General features: G+C 28.3%; 16 protein-coding genes, 1 other RNA gene and 2 riboswitches. Of the genes, 12 read left to right on the top strand and 5 right to left on the bottom strand.

Translation table 11 applies throughout. The annotated features are described in order from the left end of the window. Positions 1–21: 21 nt before the first annotated feature. The 11 genes from rpoD to BN2920_RS17545 all read left to right on the top strand — a co-directional run bounded on the left by rpoD (position 22) and on the right by BN2920_RS17545 (position 13,593). Positions 22–1,131 (top strand): RNA polymerase sigma factor RpoD, encoded by a 1,110-nt coding sequence (gene rpoD / locus BN2920_RS17590; protein ID WP_058296274.1) that lies wholly within the window; start codon positions 22–24, stop codon positions 1,129–1,131. Positions 1,132–1,204: 73 nt separating this feature from the next. Next, positions 1,205–1,897 carry a tRNA (adenine(22)-N(1))-methyltransferase gene (locus BN2920_RS17585; RefSeq protein WP_058296273.1) on the top strand — a complete coding sequence of 231 codons (693 nt, stop codon included), beginning with the start codon at positions 1,205–1,207 and terminating at the stop codon, positions 1,895–1,897. A 16-nt stretch (positions 1,898–1,913) separates the two neighbouring features. After that, positions 1,914–2,702 (top strand): Nif3-like dinuclear metal center hexameric protein, encoded by a 789-nt coding sequence (locus BN2920_RS17580; protein WP_058296272.1) that lies wholly within the window; start codon positions 1,914–1,916, stop codon positions 2,700–2,702. A 65-nt stretch (positions 2,703–2,767) separates the two neighbouring features. Then, positions 2,768–3,049, top strand: coding sequence for a hypothetical protein (locus BN2920_RS17575; RefSeq protein ID WP_058296271.1), 282 nt, complete (start codon positions 2,768–2,770; stop codon positions 3,047–3,049). A 67-nt stretch (positions 3,050–3,116) separates the two neighbouring features. Continuing rightward, positions 3,117–3,458: RNase P RNA component class A (rnpB, locus tag BN2920_RS20815), an RNA gene on the top strand. A gap of 765 nt (positions 3,459–4,223) precedes the next feature. Continuing rightward, positions 4,224–5,333, top strand: coding sequence for an ABC transporter ATP-binding protein (locus BN2920_RS17570; protein ID WP_058296270.1), 1,110 nt, complete (start codon positions 4,224–4,226; stop codon positions 5,331–5,333). A gap of 78 nt (positions 5,334–5,411) precedes the next feature. Further along, the gene (locus tag BN2920_RS17565) at positions 5,412–6,377 is read left to right on the top strand and encodes a PucR family transcriptional regulator (RefSeq protein WP_058296269.1); all 966 of its coding nucleotides are present in this window, start codon (positions 5,412–5,414) and stop codon (positions 6,375–6,377) included. Positions 6,378–6,809: 432 nt separating this feature from the next. Further along, positions 6,810–9,170, top strand: coding sequence for a glycogen/starch/alpha-glucan phosphorylase (locus tag BN2920_RS17560; protein WP_058296268.1), 2,361 nt, complete (start codon positions 6,810–6,812; stop codon positions 9,168–9,170). Between the two features lie 420 nt (positions 9,171–9,590). Next, positions 9,591–10,550: a D-2-hydroxyacid dehydrogenase gene (locus tag BN2920_RS17555; RefSeq protein WP_058296267.1), complete on the top strand. Its 960-nt coding sequence runs from the start codon at positions 9,591–9,593 to the stop codon at positions 10,548–10,550. 187 nt (positions 10,551–10,737) lie between these two features. After that, entirely contained in the window at positions 10,738–11,469 is a 732-nt protein-coding gene (locus tag BN2920_RS17550; protein WP_058296266.1) for a phosphatase, read from the top strand. 260 nt (positions 11,470–11,729) lie between these two features. Then, positions 11,730–11,828, top strand: a riboswitch (glycine riboswitch). A 2-nt stretch (positions 11,829–11,830) separates the two neighbouring features. Further along, a riboswitch (glycine riboswitch) is annotated at positions 11,831–11,956 on the top strand. Between the two features lie 197 nt (positions 11,957–12,153). Beyond that, entirely contained in the window at positions 12,154–13,593 is a 1,440-nt protein-coding gene (locus BN2920_RS17545; protein WP_058296265.1) for an alanine/glycine:cation symporter family protein, read from the top strand. Positions 13,594–13,902: 309 nt separating this feature from the next. Here the strand turns inward: BN2920_RS17545 and BN2920_RS17540 are convergent, their stop codons facing one another. After that, positions 13,903–14,175 carry an acylphosphatase gene (locus BN2920_RS17540; RefSeq protein WP_058296264.1) on the bottom strand — a complete coding sequence of 91 codons (273 nt, stop codon included), beginning with the start codon at positions 14,173–14,175 and terminating at the stop codon, positions 13,903–13,905. Between the two features lie 192 nt (positions 14,176–14,367). On the opposite strand from BN2920_RS17540, the gene ndk reads away from it, so the two are divergent. After that, a complete protein-coding gene (gene ndk / locus BN2920_RS17535) occupies positions 14,368–14,778 on the top strand; it encodes a nucleoside-diphosphate kinase (RefSeq protein WP_058296945.1) in 411 nt (136 codons plus the stop codon). 52 nt (positions 14,779–14,830) lie between these two features. Here ndk and BN2920_RS17530 read toward each other — a convergent pair whose 3' ends face one another. From BN2920_RS17530 to potA, 4 genes are read right to left on the bottom strand one after another with little or no spacing between them, the layout of a single operon-like run. Continuing rightward, positions 14,831–15,886: an ABC transporter substrate-binding protein gene (locus BN2920_RS17530; RefSeq protein WP_058296263.1), complete on the bottom strand. Its 1,056-nt coding sequence runs from the start codon at positions 15,884–15,886 to the stop codon at positions 14,831–14,833. 23 nt (positions 15,887–15,909) lie between these two features. Beyond that, on the bottom strand, positions 15,910–16,692 hold the full coding sequence (locus BN2920_RS17525) for an ABC transporter permease (protein ID WP_058296262.1): 783 nt from the start codon (positions 16,690–16,692) through the stop codon (positions 15,910–15,912). Next, positions 16,686–17,528 (bottom strand): ABC transporter permease, encoded by an 843-nt coding sequence (locus BN2920_RS17520; RefSeq protein WP_058296261.1) that lies wholly within the window; start codon positions 17,526–17,528, stop codon positions 16,686–16,688. Before BN2920_RS17520 ends, BN2920_RS17525 begins: the two co-directional genes overlap by 7 nt. Further along, entirely contained in the window at positions 17,521–18,570 is a 1,050-nt protein-coding gene (gene potA, locus BN2920_RS17515; protein WP_058296260.1) for a spermidine/putrescine ABC transporter ATP-binding protein, read from the bottom strand. Before potA ends, BN2920_RS17520 begins: the two co-directional genes overlap by 8 nt. Positions 18,571–18,577: the final 7 nt, after the last annotated feature.

Genomic DNA, 18,577 nt, shown 5'->3' with positions numbered 1-18,577 from the left:
TAGCGGAAGGAGGCAAATTTAATGGAACAAAAAGTTAAAGGTGAAGCAATAAAGGGAAAGTCAGAAAAAGATAAAAATGCAAAAATGAATGAAGTAAGAGAACTTCTTGAAAGAGGTAAAAAGAATGGTTCATTAACATATAAAGAAATAATGGAGGCAATGGATCATATTGATTTAACTCCAGAACAAATAGAAAAGATATATGAAGCATTAGAAGCAATGAGTGTAGAGATAATTGGTGATGATGTTAATGAGGCAGAAGAATTAAATGAAGATTTAGATTTATCAGTTCCAGAAGGGATAGCAATTGATGATCCGGTTAGAATGTATTTGAAAGAAATCGGAAAGGTGCCATTATTATCTTCTGAACAAGAAATAGAATATGCAAAACAAATTGAAGAAGGTAATCCAAAAGCTAAAAAGAAACTAGCTGAAGCAAACTTGAGATTGGTTGTAAGTATAGCCAAAAGATATGTTGGAAGAGGAATGCTATTTCTGGATTTAATTCAAGAAGGTAACTTAGGTCTTATAAAAGCTGTAGAGAAGTTTGATTATAGAAAAGGATATAAATTCTCAACTTATGCTACATGGTGGATTAGACAGGCGATAACAAGAGCTATTGCAGACCAAGCAAGAACAATTAGAATTCCAGTTCATATGGTTGAAACTATAAATAAGCTTATAAGAGTACAAAGACAATTATTGCAAGAACTTGGTAGAGATCCATTCCCAGAAGAAATATCAAAAGTTATGGATTTACCAGTAGATAAGGTTCGTGAAATTCAAAAAATAGCACAAGAACCAGTTTCACTAGAAACTCCTATAGGTGAAGAAGAAGATTCTCATTTAGGAGACTTTATTCCAGATGATGAAGCACCAGCACCAGCTGAAGCAGCAGCATTTACAATGCTTAAAGAACAATTAATAAATGTGTTAGATACACTAACTCCTAGAGAAGAAAAAGTATTAAGATTAAGATTTGGTCTTGATGATGGAAGAGCAAGAACTCTTGAAGAAGTAGGTAAAGAATTTAATGTAACAAGAGAAAGAATAAGACAAATTGAAGCAAAAGCATTAAGAAAGCTAAGACATCCATCAAGAAGTAAAAAGTTAAAAGATTATTTAGATTAAGCACCTTTGAAAGAAGGTGCTTCTTTCAACTATAATTATTAGAAATAAAAAAATATGAAGAATGGTGAACAATATGGAATTAAGTAAAAGATTAAATTGGATATTAGAAAAAGTAGATAAATGTGAAACTATAATAGATGTTGGAACAGATCATGGATATATACCAATAAAATTAATTAAAGATAATATTGCAAGCAGGGTTATTGCATCGGATATAAATAAGGAACCACTAGAAAAAGCTAGAATAAATGCAAGTTTAGATGGAGTCATAGAAAAAGTAGATTTAAGGCTAGGTGGAGGCTTAAAGACATTAAAGAGCAAAGAAGTTCAGGGGATAATTATTGCAGGAATGGGAGGGAATTTAATTAGAGATATACTAGAGGCTGATTTAGATAAGGTTAAGGATGTAGATTACTTAGTATTACAGCCAGCACAAAATCCCGAAGTGCTTAGAGAATATTTATATACGCATGAATATGAAATAATAGATGAAGATATTTGTTTAGATGAAGGAAAATATTATGAGCTATTTAAAGTAAAATATAAAAAAAATAATATTACTAAGCTTGAAGATGTATTTTATGAAATAAGTCCTGTTATGTTAAAGAAAAGAACAGAAACATTAAAAAGTTACATAGAAGATAAAGTTGAAAAGAATAATAAAATATTAAACTTTATTAATGATGACACTGAGCATGCTAAAGAAAGAAAGAAACAGCTTATAAGAAAGAATGAAATCCTAGAAAAATTTTTAAAAGATTTTTAAATGAAAGGTAGTAAAGATGAATACTGTAAAAGATATATCAAAGGAAATTGAAAAATTTGCACCAAAATATCTTATGGAGGATTATGACAATGTAGGATTGATGGTTGGAAGAGATGACAAACATGTTAGTAAGGTATTATTAGCTTTAGATTGTACAAATGATGTTATTAGAGAAGCTATAGAGAATAATGCTGATATGATAATAAGTCATCATCCGTTACTATTCAAAAAGCCTAAAAGCATAACTACAAATGATCTTTTGGGAAATAAAATAATATCTCTTATTAAAGAAGATATTAGCTTATATTCTTGCCATACTAATTTAGACAGTACGAAAAACGGAATAAATGATGTGCTTGTAAACTTATTAGGATTTAAATCAAGCTTAATAATAGATGAAAAAGAATCTGAAAATGGAAAATGTGGAATAGGAAGATTAATAAGATTAGAAGAACCTATGTCGTTGGATGATTTAGTTTCTATAATTAAAAATAAGCTAGATATAAAGGGACTACGTGTAGCTAAAGGTAGCGATAAAGTAAATACAATAGCAGTAATAAATGGTAGCGGACAAGATTATTTTTATGAAGCAAAAAAGTTAGGTGCAGACTGTATAATAACAGGAGATACAACATATCATTTTGTTTCTGATTTTAAGGAAATGAATATAAGCATAATAGATGCTGGACATTTTAAAACTGAATATTTAGCATTTTTAAAAACCTTAGATTTCTTAAAAGAAAAATTTAAAGATATAGAATTTATAAAATCAGAAACAAATAAAGATCCATATGAAATTTTTTAAATTTAGAATTAATTAATGTCAAAAAGCATATAATTATTATAGCAATTATATGTTTGGAGGAGAACATGGGGGACTCAGGAGATCATTTAAAAAAAGACTTTAGGAATATGTTCAAACATGGTAAAGAAGCTGTAAGAGGCTTATTTAGAGGTAAGAATGGTGGGTGTGGAAGAAGACCATTAGGAGGTATTCCACCATTTGTACCTTTTAGATCACCATGGATGATACTTTTTTATCCTAAGATAATTGTAGGATGTATAATATTATTGACATTATTATTTTGTGGTGTTAGTTTATATGGGTTAATAATTATTGTTTTGTTAATGATAATATTTTTATTAATATAATAATTGGAAAAAATTACATTGAAAAAATGTTTGTATACTTATTAAATTTATGATAATATATACTTTGCAAGTGAGACGTGCAATCGCTGCTAGACTAGATCTAGGAGAGGAAAGTCCGAGCTCCGTAGGGCAGGGTGCTGGATAACGTCCAGTCAAGGTGACTTGAAGGATAGTGCAACAGAGATATACCGCCTATTATATAGGTAAGGGTGGAAAGGCGAGGTAAGAGCTCACCAGCGTGATGGCGACTTCACGGCTATGTAAACCCCACTTGGAGCAAGACCGAATAGAGAGGCATATAGGGGCTGCCCGTCCCGCCTCTGGGTGTGTCGCTTGAGCTTATTGGCAACAATGAGCCTAGATAGATGATTGCTTAATACAGAACTCGGCTTATGGCTTATCTTGCATACATGGAAAACACTAGGTTAACGCCTAGTGTTTTTCTTATTGGATTTTTATTTTATTAAATTCAGAAGCATTAGAGGTAATAAAATTTACAAAGAATAAAAAGAATAAAAAGAAACTGCATAGATTATATATTTAATCTACACAGTTTTAACAATTTTATGAAATGTATATAATTTATAATCTAGGTGTGTGCATGTCTAAATTATAAATTTGATTTGATATTCTTAAATAGTGTGGAATATTTAAGAATAGGTTATTTGGTTAATTACAAAATATTAAAAGATATTTAATATAAATATATATTACTTTGGAGCATTATATATATTTTCTAAAAAGGAGTCTTTTGTTAACATAAAGCTATTGATGAGTTCTATGCTCGTATGTTATTTTACATGGATAATTTGTTATGCATTTCATAAAAAATTAACGAATTAAACATCATCTAACAAGTAAAAGTTAGATATGAAAATCATTCTCAATAAGATAATAACTTATATGATTAAAATTGTCAAGTAAAAAATATTTAGTTTTAGAATATTTTTTGCTGATAATATTATAGTATTTATAAAGTAATATAAACTAAGATAAAATAATTAATAATGTAATTTCAAATAACCCTTTATATCATCTTACAAAAAAGCATTATTACTTTTGTAATATTTGAATATAGAATTTAAAGGATTACATGTAGTAAAATAAACTTGTAGAAAGAACAAGAAATAAAATTTAAAATAAAAAGTCATTGAAATAAAGGGAGGAAATAAATATGGCAGATTTATCATTAAGACATATTTACAAAATATATTCAGGAGATGTAACTGCGGTAAAAGATTTTAATTTAGAAATAGCAGATAAAGAGTTTATAGTTTTTGTTGGACCATCTGGATGTGGTAAATCAACAACTTTAAGAATGATAGCAGGACTTGAAGAAATATCAAAAGGTGAATTATATATAGGTGGAAAATTAGTTAATGATGTAGAACCTAAAGAAAGAGATATAGCGATGGTTTTCCAAAACTATGCATTATATCCACATATGACAGTATATGATAATATGGCATTCGCATTAAAATTAAGAAAGGCACCTAAAGATGAAATAGATAGAAAAGTTAGAGATGCAGCTAAAAAATTAGATATAGAACATCTATTGGATAGAAAACCAAAAGCATTATCAGGAGGTCAAAGACAAAGAGTTGCTCTTGGACGTGCTATTGTAAGAGAACCAAAGGTATTCTTAATGGACGAACCATTATCAAACCTTGATGCAAAATTAAGAGTTCAAATGAGAACTGTAATTTCTAAACTTTATCAAGATTTAGCAACAACATTTATATATGTAACACATGACCAAATAGAAGCATTAACAATGGGTACCAGAATAGTTGTTATGAAAGATGGTTTAATTCAACAAGTAGATACACCTTTAAATATATATAATACACCAAATAATTTATTTGTTGCTGGATTTATAGGAAGTCCACAAATGAATTTACTTAATGGAACAGTTGCTGAAAAGGATGGAAAATTATTTGCAAGTATTGAAGGTAACAACATAGAAATAGTAGAAGGAAAAGCTAAAATATTGAAAGATAAAGGTTATGTTGGAAAAGAAGTTGTATTTGGAATAAGACCTGAGCACTTAGATGACAATGAAGCTCTTGTTAAAGATAATCCTACAGTAACTATTGGCGGAAATGTTGAAGTTGTAGAACGTATGGGATCAGAAAGTTATATTTACTTCAAATGTGGTGAAAATAGCATGACTGCAAGAGTTGATGGAAGCACTAAATTTGAACCAAAAGATTCTATAAAATTATTTGTAGAAAAAGAAAATATTCATGTATTTGATAAAGAATCAGAATTAAGAATATGTTAAAATAAAAATATAAATAATTTTTAATATGCTACTAAATAATAATATTTGGTAGCATATTTAATAGGTAGAGGTGATTTTATGGAGGGATTAGTAGGATATCTTAATGAAATATATGATAATTGTAAACTGCCATTTAATGTATATGTAGACGGAGAAAGTGTTTTTGAAACTAATCCTGTAGATTCTTCCAAAGACTTCAGCGAGCATACATTTTTTATGGGAAAAAATAAAATCGTTATAGAGATAGAAAAAAATCATAAAGATGCACTAAAATTTATTGAGTTTTGTATTAAAACAAAATATAAAGATAAATATAGTAACAAAGAAAAAGTAGTAGTAGATTTATTAAATAATAATTTTGTTACTAAAGAAAAAATTGACGATTTACCTTATTCTGAGAATATTACATATTTAATTTCTATAAATATAAGAGAAAAATTAGAAGAGGCCATAGAAGCTCTTAAAAATATTTATGATAATACTGAAGTAATAATATTAAAGTATAATGAAAGTATAAATTTAATTGGTGTATTTGAAGATATTGAAGAGCATGTATCAAGTATAAATGAAACAATAAATACTTCTGTTTATAAAAAATGTTATATCAGTTATAGCAAAATAGATGATTATGAAAATCTGATGTCTATATATTTAAAATGTATGAATAAAATAGAGCTAGGAAAAAAATATAAGATATTAAATAATATATATAGTCAGGAAGATTTGCTTTTTGAAGAAATGCTTGAGGGGCTAAATGATGATATTAAGGTCAAGATTAATGAAAAATTTGAGGAAGCATTTTCACAAATGGATGAAGATATAATCAAAACAATAGAAACATTTATGAAGCTTGATCTTAATTTAAGTGAAGCGGCAAAACAACTATATGTCCACAGAAATACATTAATATACCGTTTGGATAAAATTCAGAAGTATACAGGATGCGATATTAGAAAATTCAATGATGCATGTCTATTTAAAATAGCATTTTATGTTTGGAAACAAAAAATAAACACAAATAAAAATTATCTTAAACAAAATTAGATGATTTAACTAAATAATAATAATGGTAGTCATAATCTATATAATATGAATAGATTATGACTTTTTTATTTAGATAAACTTTGATATAATATATACTATAATTTGTAAATTAAATAAAAAAATTCATAATTAGATAAATTAAGTTATATATTGATAAAATATAATAGATTTAAATATGTTGTTTTAATCAAAACAATAATGATAAGAAAATTTTATGAATAGAATTGTGCAATATTAAATAGGTATTTTAATATAATGTTTATTGGTATTCTTGATATCTAAATGTAAAATTGATAATATCATATAAAATAATTTATTATAATACTATCAAAGAAAAACTATATATAATCTATGATAACTTATTTACAGTTATGGTAGCTGTGGTAGCTATGGAATATTAAGTTTGAGAAATTCATGAAAGGTGTGAAAAAAATGGATAAGCAATCAATAAAAGAAGGGGTAAAGCGTTACTTAAAGGTAAAACATGGAGTAACACTAGAAGAGGCAAAAGACTATGAAATTTTTAATGCAATCTCATTAACTATCATGGAGGAAATTGTTGATAATTGGAATGAAACAAGCAAAAGGTATAATCAAGGCAGAATGGCTTATTATCTTTCCGCTGAATATTTAATGGGTAGAGCTTTAGGAAATAACTTAATTAATTTAGGTTTATATGATGAAGTTAAAGAAGTATTTAATGAACTAAATTTAGATTTAAATAAGATTGAAGAAGTTGAAGAAGATGCTGGACTCGGAAATGGTGGACTTGGAAGACTTGCAGCATGCTTTATTGAATCAGCAGCAACAATGGAAATGCCTTTGGTTGGTTATGGAATCAGATATAGCAATGGGTTGTTTAAGCAAAATATAGAAAATGGCTTTCAAACTGAATGTGAAGATAATTGGTTAAAATATGGAGACTGCTGGAGTATAAGAAAAGATGATGAAGTTCAAATAATAACTTTTTCAGACATGAAGGTAAAAGCTGTTCCATATGATGTTCCTATAATAGGATATGACACTAAAAATATAAATACATTAAGATTATGGCAGTGTGAAGCATTAAGAGAATTTGATTTCAATTTATTTAATAATCAACAATATATTGAGGCAGTATCAGCAAGAAATAAAGCAGAAGATATATCAAGGGTTTTATATCCTAATGATACTGCAGAAGCAGGAAAGGTATTAAGACTTAGACAACAATACTTCTTTTCTAGTGCATCTATGAAAGATATAATAAAGAAATATAAAGCTACTTATGGAGATGATTTTTCTGACTTTGCAAAATACAATGTAGCTCAGCTAAATGATACGCATCCAACTATATCTATACTTGAGTTTATGAGAATACTAGTTGATGAAGAAAAGGTAGAATTTAATACAGCTTTAGATATTGCAAAAAAATTCTTTAATTATACTAATCATACAATACTTGCAGAAGCTTTAGAAAAATGGGATATAAGGTTAATAGAACGATTATTCCCAAGAATATTACAAATTGCATATCAAATTAATGACGCATTAATTAATGAATTAAGACAAAAGGGATATGATGAAGGTGCCATTTGGAACTTTAGAATTGTTACAAATGATCAAATAAGAATGGCTAATTTAGCTATTTATGTTGGAAGTGCAGTAAACGGAGTAGCGGCCCTTCATACAGAAATTCTTAAGAATAAAGAACTTAATAATTGGTACAATTTATATCCAGAAAAATTTCAAAATAAAACTAACGGTATAACTCCAAGAAGATGGCTTAGACTCTGTAATCCAGAATTATCTGAATTTATTACAGAATTATTAGGTACTGAGGAGTGGGTAAAAGATTTAAGTATTTTAAAAGGATTAGATAAATTTAAAGATAATGATGAAGTATTGAACAATCTTATGAAAATTAAGAGAGAAAAGAAGGCACAATTATCTGCTTATATAAGACAAGAGGAAGGTGTAGAAGTAGATCCAGATTCATTCTTTGATATTCAAATAAAGAGATTACATGAATATAAGAGACAGTTATTAAATGCATTATATATTTTAGACTTGTATTACAGAATAAAAGAAAATCCGAATATTGAAGTACCGAAAACTACGTTCATATTTGGAGCTAAAGCATTTCCGGGCTATAGAAGGGCAAAAGGTATAGTTAAGCTTATAAATGAAATAGCTAAACTTATAGATAGTGATCCAATTGCTATTGGAAGAATTAAAGTTGTGTTTGCTCATAACTATAGAGTATCATATGCTCAAAAATTATTCCCGGGATCAGATTTATCAAAACAAATCTCTACAGCTGGTAAAGAAGCATCCGGAACTGGAAATATGAAGTTCATGTTAAATGCCACACCAACATTTGGAACATATGATGGAGCTAATATTGAGATAGTAAATGCAAGTGGTGAAGAAAATAACTATATCTTTGGATTAAGAGTTGAGGATATTGAAAAATTAAAGAATAACTATAATCCAAAAGAATACTATAGAAATAATCCATGTATCAAGAGAGTTATTGATACATTAATTAATGGAATGCTAAATGATGGTGGAACAGGTTATTTTGAAGATATATATAATGCACTATTAGAAGAAGGTGATCAATACTTTTTGCTTGCAGATTTTGATTTGTTTAAGAAAGCTCAAGATAAGGTATTTGAAGATTATAAAGATAAAAAGAAATGGGCTCAAAAGTGCTTAGCTAACCTAAGTAATTCAGGTGAATTTTCAAGTGATAGAACTATAAAGCAATATTGCGATGAGATTTGGCATATAGAACCAGCTAAGGTACAATAAAATATAAAAATGATGTAATATCAAAGTTTAGTGAAAAATAATCGAAATTCAATATATGATAGAGTGTAGAAAAATTTGACTTAGCAGAGGTTAATATAAATACTACGCATATTCATATATTGCATTTCTTTATTTTTATATAAGTATATATTTTTTATATTTTTCTCTTTATAAGTTGATACCTTTAATAAGAATAGAATACTAATTTTTTATAATCTATGATATGTATAAATGATTATTTATTTAGTATATGTTTAGTAATTTCTTGTGATATAAAACTAATTGTACTAATAAATTTCTATGTATTTACATTCAATTATATTTGAGATATGATTTATTATAAAGTATTATAAATTTAATATGTGATTGGAGGCGAAGGTTATTTTATAGGGTGAATAACTTATAAAATAGCAAATAATTATGAGAAACATAGTTGTTTTAGATGGAAAAACATTAGGAAATGTTGATTATATTAAACTAAATGAATTTGGACAAGTTGCTTATTATGATAAAACAGAAAAGGATGATGTTGAAGAGAGAATAAAGGATGCAAATATCATTTTAACAAATAAAGTTGTTTTAGATAGAAACAATTTAAAATCTGCAAATAATGTAGAATTAATATGTGAAATGGCTACAGGGTATAATAATATAGACATTGAATATGCAAAAGAAAATGGGATAGCGGTTACAAATGTTGCAGGATATTCAACTGGAACTGTTGCTCAACATACTTTTGCGTTATTACTTACTTTATATGATAACATAAGGTATTTTGATGATTTCGTAAAAAGTGGAGAATACTCAAAGAGTGGAATGTTTACGAACTTAGAAAGAACTTATAATGATCTATCAGGAAAAGTTTGGGGAATAATAGGTTTGGGCAATATAGGGAAAAAAGTGGCCAAAATTGCGCAAGCTTTTGGTGCAAGAGTAGTTTATTATTCTACATCAGGTAAAAATTCAGATTCTAATTTTGTGAGAGTTGAATTGGAAGAACTGTTAAAAACATGTGATGTTATATCAATTCATGCACCTTTAAATGAGAAAACAAAAGGATTAATCAATTATAAAGCTTTAACTATGATGAAGAAAGATGCAATATTAATTAATGTGGGAAGAGGTCCTATTGTTGTAGATGAAGATTTAGCACGAGCTATAGATGAAGAAATAATTGGTGGAGCAGCTTTGGATGTATTTGAAGCAGAGCCAATACCAAATAATAATCCTTTACTTAGTATAAAAAACACTGAAAAATTAATTATGACGCCTCATATAGCATGGGCAAGTGAAGAAGCTAGAGATAGACTATTTACAGATTTATTGGAAAATATAAGAGCTTATAATAGAGGAGAAAAAAGGAATAGAGTAGATATTTAATATGTATAATAAGACTATGTCATTGGCATAGTTCTATTGTTTTATAAAGTTTAGATAGGCAAGGATATTTTAATTTAATATATCAGTATTTTACTAATATTTAACAAGAATATTAGGTTTAATTTAAATTTCTACTATGATAATATAAATATAGAATTATAAACTTAATGAAAAGAGGAATGTTTTGATGAAATATGCATTAGATGTACATACTCATACAATAGTTAGCGGTCATGCTTATTCAACTTTAATGGAAAATGCGAAGGCGGCATCAGAAAAAGGTATCAAAGTTCTTGGAACTACTGAACATGGATGTATGATGCCAAATGCACCACATATTTGGTATTTTAATAACTACAAAGTGTTACCTAGAGAAATGTATGGTGTAACTATGCTTTATGGAGTTGAGGCTAATATATTGAACCATGATGGTAAGATGGATATGGATGATAAAACTTTAGAGAAGGTTGATATAGTAATTGGAAGTATACATGAACCGATATACAATATGGGATCGGTTGAAGAAAATACAAGAGCATATGTTAATGCAATAAAAAGTGGAAAGATTGATATTGTAGGGCATCTAGGGAATCCTATGATTCCCGTAAATTATGAAGAAATAGTGAAATGTGCTTTAGAAAATGATGTGTTAATAGAGATTAACAATAGTTCTTTTACTACTTCTCGACTTGGTAGCTTGGGTAATTGCACTAAGATAGCTGAATTATGTAAGAAATATAATGTTACAATAGTTATGAATAGTGATGCTCATTTTTGTACAAAAATAGGAGAATTTAAAGAAGCAATAGATATGCTTGCTTCTATAGATTTTCCGGAAGAACTTATTATAAATTCTGACCCTGAAAAGTTACTTAAAAAGTTAAAAATAAAAGGAAAATTAACTGATTTAAATATATAAAATTATTCAAATTTAAAAATCGATTTTATTAAAAACTGTTTTCTATATGAAAGCAGTTTTTATTTATAATAATTTTGCAGAAAAAAGAATTTAAATATATTCAAAGAATAGTGTAATCGCTTAAAAAACTACTAAAAAGTCTGTTAATTTATATGCAAATTTTGAAAAAATATAAAATTATCAAGAAAGGATTAAAAATACTTGAAATAAGTTAATAATAACTATATAATTTTAAGGGTAAATTAAATATAAATGTTCGGATGAAGGCAGTGGGAGAGTTATTATTTATAATTTCTTTTTGATTTATTATAATACACCGAAGAAGCAAATCTTTCAGGTATTAGGACCGTTGCTGGACGAGCCTCTGGAGAGACTCATTTATGAATGAGCACCGAAGGAGCAAAATATTGAAGAAAATATTATTACATTTATTATTTAAAGTAGTAAATTTTTTTAGTATTGAAACTCTCAGGTAAAAGGACAGAGGATAGGAAGCATGACAATTCACAATGTATAATTCACAATGTATAATTGAGGATAAAAATAGCTTTGCTATTTTTGATAAATTTAAATTAAGAAAACTGAAAGTTTTTTACCTAAATTGTAAATTGTAAACTTTGAATTATGAATTGCATAGTCTCTTATTCTCCTCCAATGATAAAAAATATTAGGGGGAATTTTTTTATGTTATTTTCAAATTTCTTATTAGCAGGGAATACATCTACAATTCAAAATGTATTTCAAAAAATCGATGATATTATATGGGGGCCACCTTTATTAATACTTTTGGTTGGGACTGGAATATATCTAACACTTCGCTTAAAATTATTACAAGTCTTTAAATTACCGTTAGCATTAAAATATGTATTTGGAAAAGATGAAGAAGCTCAAAATGATGATGCACATGGAGATGTATCAAGTTTTGGAGCACTATGTACAGCGTTATCAGCAACAATTGGAACAGGAAATATAGTAGGTGTTGCGACAGCAGTAAAAGCAGGAGGGCCAGGAGCACTATTTTGGATGTGGATTGCGGCTTTCTTTGGAATGGCAACTAAGTATGCAGAAGGTGTACTCGCAATAAAATATAGAGAAGTAGATGAAAACGGACAAATGTGTGGTGGACCTATGTACTATATACAAAATGGGTTAGGTATGAAATGGTTAGCTAAATTATTTGCATTGTTTGGTGTTGGAGTTGCTTTCTTTGGAATAGGAACATTTGGTCAAGTTAATTCAATAGCAGCAGCAGCACAAAATTTTAATATACCTAAAATTGCAACTGCTGTAGTCATAACAGCATTAGTAGCTTTAGTAACATTAGGTGGAATTAAAAGAATATCAAAAGTATCTGAAGCAATAGTTCCATTTATGGCAGTAGCATATATTATTGGAGCTGTTATAGTACTTGCATGTAATTTTAGAGCAATACCACAAGCTTTAGGTTTAATAATAACTAGTGCTTTTAATCCTAAAGCTGTAGGTGGTGCAATTGCAGGTGTAACTGTTTCTGTAGCACTTAGAAATGGAATTGCAAGAGGGGTATTTTCAAATGAATCAGGACTTGGAAGTGCACCAATAGCAGCAGCAGCAGCAAAAACAAATTTTCCAGCAAGACAAGGCTTGATTTCTATGACAGGAACATTTTTTGATACAATACTAATTTGTACAATGACAGGACTTGTAATAGTATTAACAAGTGGAAGCACTGGTGTGTTTGAAGTTGGAGCAACAATTGAAGGAGCAGGACTTACATCAGCAGCTTTTGAAATTGGTTTACCTATAGCGACTATTGGAAAATACATTGTTAATATAGGATTAGTTTTCTTTGCATTTACTACCATACTTGGATGGAACTATTATGGTGAAAAGTGTATGCAATATTTATGCGGAACTAAGTCTATAATGCCATATAGAATAATATATATAGTACTTGTTGCAATAGGACCTTTCTTGCCATTGGAATTAATATTTATAATTGCAGATATAGTTAATGGATGCATGGCATTTCCTAACCTAGTTGGACTTATAGGGCTTAGAAAGGTTGTTATAAAAGAAACAGAAGACTACTTTAATAGCTTGGAAAATGAAAAGCTAGGTAATAAAGAATATGACCTTGCATAATAACATAAATAAAGGACGTATAATCATGGTTTAGTGGATAACAACTGAAATTCAATATATGATATGCTCGATTGCGTAAATATTTCAGCCAAAAATTCTAATGAAAGAGGTTGCTCCCAAAAAAGTTTGCTCCGACAACAAGTGTTGGACAAACAATTTTGGAACGGCCTTCAGCCTCTTTCAAAGAATTTAAAGGCTAAAATATTTAATGCAATACTACACATAAGCAGAGAACCACATAAGAGTTTTATTTCGGTTATTCACACTAAACTCAGTACGCTCTTTATTTATTTTATGATGCAACATGTTTTAATATTTGATAGAATATTTTTTTTCATTATCTATAATAGAAAGTTTATCTAAAACTAAATCATCAACTCGACAAAAGCCATTTCCTTTTTTTATAGCAGCAATAAAGGAAAGGATATCTTGCTCTAAGCCTTGAACTTCTATGGATACTTTACCATCATATAGATTTTTACAAAAACCTGTTAAATTAAACTGCATAGCTTTCATTTGAGTGAAATATCTAAATCCTACACCTTGAACTTTACCATCAACAATTATTGAATATCTAATCATAAATCCTCCTAAGTATAAGTAATTTATTTATATATTGAAACTTATAGCATGAATTAATACTTAAATTATAGCATATTCTAAAAAAAATAATAATATACATATAAAAGTGTTTCTAATTTTCTGAAAATTGAGTATAATATATGTAAACTAGGGAATAATTTCAACGTGAGTGTTTATAGAAAGGATGACTTTATTATGGAAAGAACTATGGTGCTAATTAAGCCTGATGGAGTAGAAAGAAATATAATAGGAAATATTATAAGTTGTTATGAAGCTAATGGTTTAAAGATAAAAGAATTAAAAATGATGAAAGCAACAAGAGAAATTGCAGAAAAACATTATTCTCAACATAAAGGTAAAGATTTTTATGAGGAATTAATAACGTTTATAACAAGAAGTCCATTAGTAGCAATTATATTAATAGGAGAAGAGGCAGTAAATAGAGTAAGAGCAATAAATGGTGCAACTAGTCCAGATGATGCCGCTGAAGGAACAATAAGACATAGATATGCTAGAAGTAAAACAGAAAATTGCGTACATGCATCTGATACAGTAGAAAGTGCAGAAGAAGAAATCAATTTATGGTTTTCAGAATTAAAATAAATAATACCCACTATTTGAGATTTTCGGATAGTGGGTATCATTTATAAGTTAGTTATTTAGTTTTTATATTCATCCATGCATCATCATATAATTTTAGATTATCACCTAAATCAACGAATATTTCACATTTATCAAGAACATCTTTAGATGGATAAGATTTTTTAACTTCATCATCTAACATCTCATAGGTAGCTTTATTTGGAGTTGAATAACCAATATAATCAACATTTTGTTTTGAATTTTCTGGATCAGTTAAAAAATTAATTAGCTTTTCAGCATTTTCCTTGTTTTTAGAACCTTTAGGTATTACCATCGCATCAAACCACTTATTTGATCCTTCTTCTGGAATTACATATTTAAGCTCTGGATTTTCAGACATAATATATGCAGCATCTCCAGACCAAACAGTAGCTAAAGCAGCTTCTCCATTAATCATCTTATCTTTAACTTCATCAACATAATAAAGTGGATCCATAGTTTGTTTTTGTTTAACCAATTCATCTGTAGCGGCAGCTATTTCATCTGGATTAGTACTATTTATAGAATATCCTAATTTATCCAACCCTATAGCTATGGTATCTCGCATAGAATCAAACATAATTACTTGCTTTCCACTATATTTAGTATTCCATAAAATATCCCAGCTAGTAACAGGCTCGGTTACTACAGCAGGATCATAAATTATTCCTATTGTTCCCCACATGTAAGGTACAGAATATTCATTATTAGGGTCATATGATAAGTTTTTATACGTATCATCTATATATTCATAATTGGGTATATTATTAAAATCTAATTTTTCAACCATATCTTCTTTAATCATTTTTTCAATCATATAATCTGATGGAATGACTAAATCATAACTTCCAGGAGTACTTTTTAATTTTTGATACATGATTTCATTAGTATCGTAAGTAGAATAATCTACTTTTATCCCGGTTTCTTTGGTGAATTTAGCCAATAAATCTTCATCGATATAATCTCCACAGTTATAGAAATATACAGTTCCATTATCAGCAGTATTGTTTGAACTTCCACATCCAGATAAAAGTCCTATAGATATTAGTGAAGATAAAGCTAATGCGCCTAAAAGCTTGAATTTTTTCAAAACTATCACCTCTTATATATTAATTATTTTTCAGTTAAACTTTGTTTTTTATTAACAATTATTAATAAAGCTAATACGGTAATAAACATTAATGTAGAAAGTGCATTAATTTCTGGTTTTATGCCCCTTCTAGCCATTGAATATATTTCAATAGATAAGTTTGTTACTCCAGGTCCAGTAGTAAAGAAACTAATTACAAAGTCATCAATTGACATTGTAAAAGCCATTAAAAATCCAGCAAATATTCCAGGTTTTATTTGAGGAATAACTACTTTTCTTATAGCATATATTGGAGTAGCACCAAGATCAGCTGCAGCCTCTAACGTGTTTTCAGGTAATTGCTTTAATTTTGGCAATACAGATAAAATAACATATGGTATATCAAATGTTATATGTGCAAGCAGCATTGTAGTGAATCCAAAATCAAACTTTAAAAATATAAACAAACTCATAAGAGCAATACCAGTTACTATATCTGGATTTAAAACAGGCAGATAGTTAATATTTAAAATTAATGCTTTTAATTTGCCACCCATTTTAGATATAGCTATTGCTGCTATTGTTCCAACTATAGTTGATATTACTGAAGCTAATAAAGCAATTAGTATAGTATAATAAAGTGCAGACATAAGTCTGTTATTATTAAATAATTCTAAATACCATTTAAAAGTGAATCCTGTCCATTTACCCATAGTTTTAGATTCATTAAATGAAAATACCATGAGCGTAAAGATAGGTGTGTATAAGAACAAAAAAATGATAATTAAATAAAATCTTTTTATAAATAGCTCTAATTTAGCTACCATAATTGTCCACCGCCTTCCTTACTGTCACTGCTGTCAAATTTTGAGGTTATAGCCATAAATATTAGAATTATAATCATCATAAATATTGAAATAGCAGAACCAAAATTCCAGTCTCCCATTGTTGTGTATTGTTGTTCAATTAAATTTCCGACTAACATATATTGTCCGCCGCCAAGTAATCTAGAAATTACAAATGTAGAAACGGCAGGCATAAATACCATTGTGATACCTGAGAAGATTCCAGGAACGCTTAATGGCAGTATAATTTTCATAAATACTTTAAACTTATTGGCACCCAGATCAGCAGCAGCATTAATTAAATCTTTATCCATTTTAATTAATATAGTATATAATGGTAATACCATGAAAGGTAGAAAATTGTAAACCATTCCGAGTAGCACTGCACCATCATTATATAAAAATTGAATTGGTGCAACTCCAATCTTCCTAAGTAGCGTATTTATAATACCTGTTTTTCCTAAGATAGGTAACCAAGCATAAGTTCTAAGCAAAAAATTCATCCACATTGGAAGAATAAATAACATTATTAAAAGATTTCTAGTACTAGATTTCATTTGAGAAATTATGTATGCTATAGGATATCCTATTATTAAGCAAGCTATAGTAGATATAAAAGCTAGCCATATTGATCTCTTAAATACACTAAAATATTGAGGAGATAACAATCTAGTATAGTTTTCTAATGAAAATGCATATCCTGAAGAAGTTTCTTTTGTAAAGCTGAAAAATAAAACTATGATTAATGGAATTACTATAAATAATGCGCTCCAAACAAAATAAGGATAAGCAATTAATGAAGTTTTTTTCTTATTCATTTTGCCCACTCTTTCTCATAATATGAATGTCTTCAGGATAAATATCAAGACCTATGATACTGCCTACTTCAGCGCATTTAGTATTATGAAGTATAAAATCAAATTCTTCAGTTGAAACAATCATTTCATAGTGAACTCCTTTGAAGATTTGAGAAGTTACAGTTCCTTTAAGCATTCCATTATCAGCATCTACCATTTTTATATCTTCAGGTCTTATAACCACATCAATAGGCTCCATTTTTTCAAAGCCTTCATCAACACATTCAAAAGTTTTATTACAAAATTCTACTTTAAAATTATCTATCATAGTTCCGTTAAGTATATTACTTTCACCAATAAAATCTGCAACAAAAGCATTAGCAGGTTCATTATAAATGTCCTGTGGTGTTCCCATTTGTTGAATAATTCCTTTATTCATAACTATAATAGTATCTGACATTGTAAGAGCTTCTTCTTGATCATGTGTTACAAAAACAAATGTTATTCCAACTTCTTGTTGAATTTTTTTTAATTCAATTTGCATTTCTTTTCTAAGCTTCAAATCCAATGCACCTAGAGGTTCATCAAGAAGTAGTATTTCAGGTTTGTTAATTAATGCTCTTGCTATAGCAACTCTTTGCTGTTGGCCACCACTTAATGAATCAACACTTCTTTTTTCAAATCCCTTTAGAGCAACTAAAGAAAGCATTTCTTCTACTTTATTTTTTATTTCATCTTTTGGAAGCTTCTTAAGCTTTAGTCCGAAAGCAATATTATCAAATATATTCATATGAGGAAATAATGCATATTTTTGAAATACAGTATTCACTTTTCTTTTGTATGGAGGCAATGTTGAAATATCATTGTTCTTAAATATTAGCTCTCCAGAATCTGCATTTTCAAATCCAGCAATTATTTTAAGGGTAGTTGTTTTACCACATCCACTTGGTCCAAGTAATGTTAAAAATTCATTCTTTTTTATATTTAAAGATAAATTATCTAATACTTTTTGTTCACCATAAGATTTGTTAAGGTTTTTTAGTTCTAAAATATTTTCGCTCACAAGAACA

Source organism: Clostridium neonatale (genome assembly GCF_001458595.1).
GTDB lineage: Bacteria > Bacillota > Clostridia > Clostridiales > Clostridiaceae > Clostridium > Clostridium neonatale.
The sequence above is the reverse complement of the archived record's forward strand: the minus strand, read 5'-3'. Positions and strand labels throughout refer to the sequence as shown.